General features: G+C 41.2%; 1 protein-coding gene. It reads left to right on the plus strand.

The window, feature by feature from the left end:
• Positions 1-837: putative porin (locus PGX78_RS08300; RefSeq protein WP_270446478.1), on the plus strand; the 837-nt coding region annotated here is incomplete at its 5' end.
• Between the last annotated feature and the right edge of the window lie 524 nt (positions 838-1,361).

Raw genomic sequence — 1,361 nt, forward strand, 5'->3', positions numbered from 1 at the left:
CTCCGTGCTAATGCGAAGATTAACGACCGGGCATATGCCGTTCTCGGTACGGAGTACAATACGAACTTCGGTAATCATACACATGCAAGTGCAAGCGCATCCAGTGCCGGCAGAGATCACTTCTATGTAGATCGTGCTTATGTAAACTATGCATTGGATAACGGTCATAAATGGAATGCAATGGTCGGCCGCTATGACTATGAATTGGGCAATAATATGGGCCTTATTTACGGAAATAACTTTGACGGCGCTCAGCTTAAATTTGCTGATAACAAAATGGCAGCTACCGTCGGTTACGGTAAATTCAAAGAAGGCACTTTGAACGACTCCAAGACGGCTTACGGAGAATTGGAAGGTTTCTTCGGCGGCGGTTCTGTAGCAGGTTCGGCTGTAGGCGTATATTACAATGACTTCAATGCTTCTTCTGGCGGAAGTGCGGAAGACGCAAAGGTATGGGGAGCTTATGCATCCTTAAACTTCGCTAAGAAGTTTAACCTTAATGCCGAAGCTTATCGTGTAAACTACGACAAGAGCAGTGTTGCCGATGCTGACGGCTTTGCGGCTAAACTCACATACGGCAAGGCAAAATTCGATACGCCTAAATCTTGGGACCTGTGGGTTAACTACATCAATATCGAAGACGGCGCGGCTGATGATGGCGGAACGGGTTCGTGGAGAACGAACGTCAATAATACGAAGGGCTGGGCTGCCGGTGCAGACTACACCTTTGCTAAGAATGCACAGCTTCAAGTCTTCCAGACATTTGATACTAAGATTGAAAAGACCGGTAAAGATCGTGATGAACTCACGCGTGCGCAGTTTGTATTCGTATTCTAAAAATGACTTAAACAAGGTCTCTCATATGAGAGACCTTGTTTTTTTTATATATAAGTAAAGAAAACTATTGTTGGGTTACGAGTTTTATCCGGAAATAAAAAGAAATTTTAATATTTTTCAAATTTATTTTCCGATCATGCTGGTCTGAAAAAAACGAGGTATACAAAATATGGACAAAATAATAAACACATACACTAAATATAGAAGATAATAAAATCTAAACTCCTTTTTTTGACAAATTTCAGAAAATAGGGTAAACTAAATCACGACTTACAAATGACTTTATGTCATTCTTTAGTCGAATGGAGAAATGAAGCTGTTTTGAAGCAGTAAGAGAGAGGAAACATGGACAACTCGCCAATGACCCTTCAAAACAAATTCAAAAGTTCTCCAAAACTTATATTTGTTTTTTGAAAGGAGTCTTTCACAATGAACAAGAAACTCGTAGCATCTTTAGTTGCAACGATGGCTGTTGGCGCAACTGCATTTGCAGCTAACCCCTTCGTTGACGTACCGTCCGACAG

This window comes from Megasphaera sp. AF13-6AC (assembly GCF_027685385.1).
GTDB classification, from domain to species: Bacteria; Bacillota; Negativicutes; order Veillonellales; family Megasphaeraceae; genus Megasphaera; species Megasphaera micronuciformis.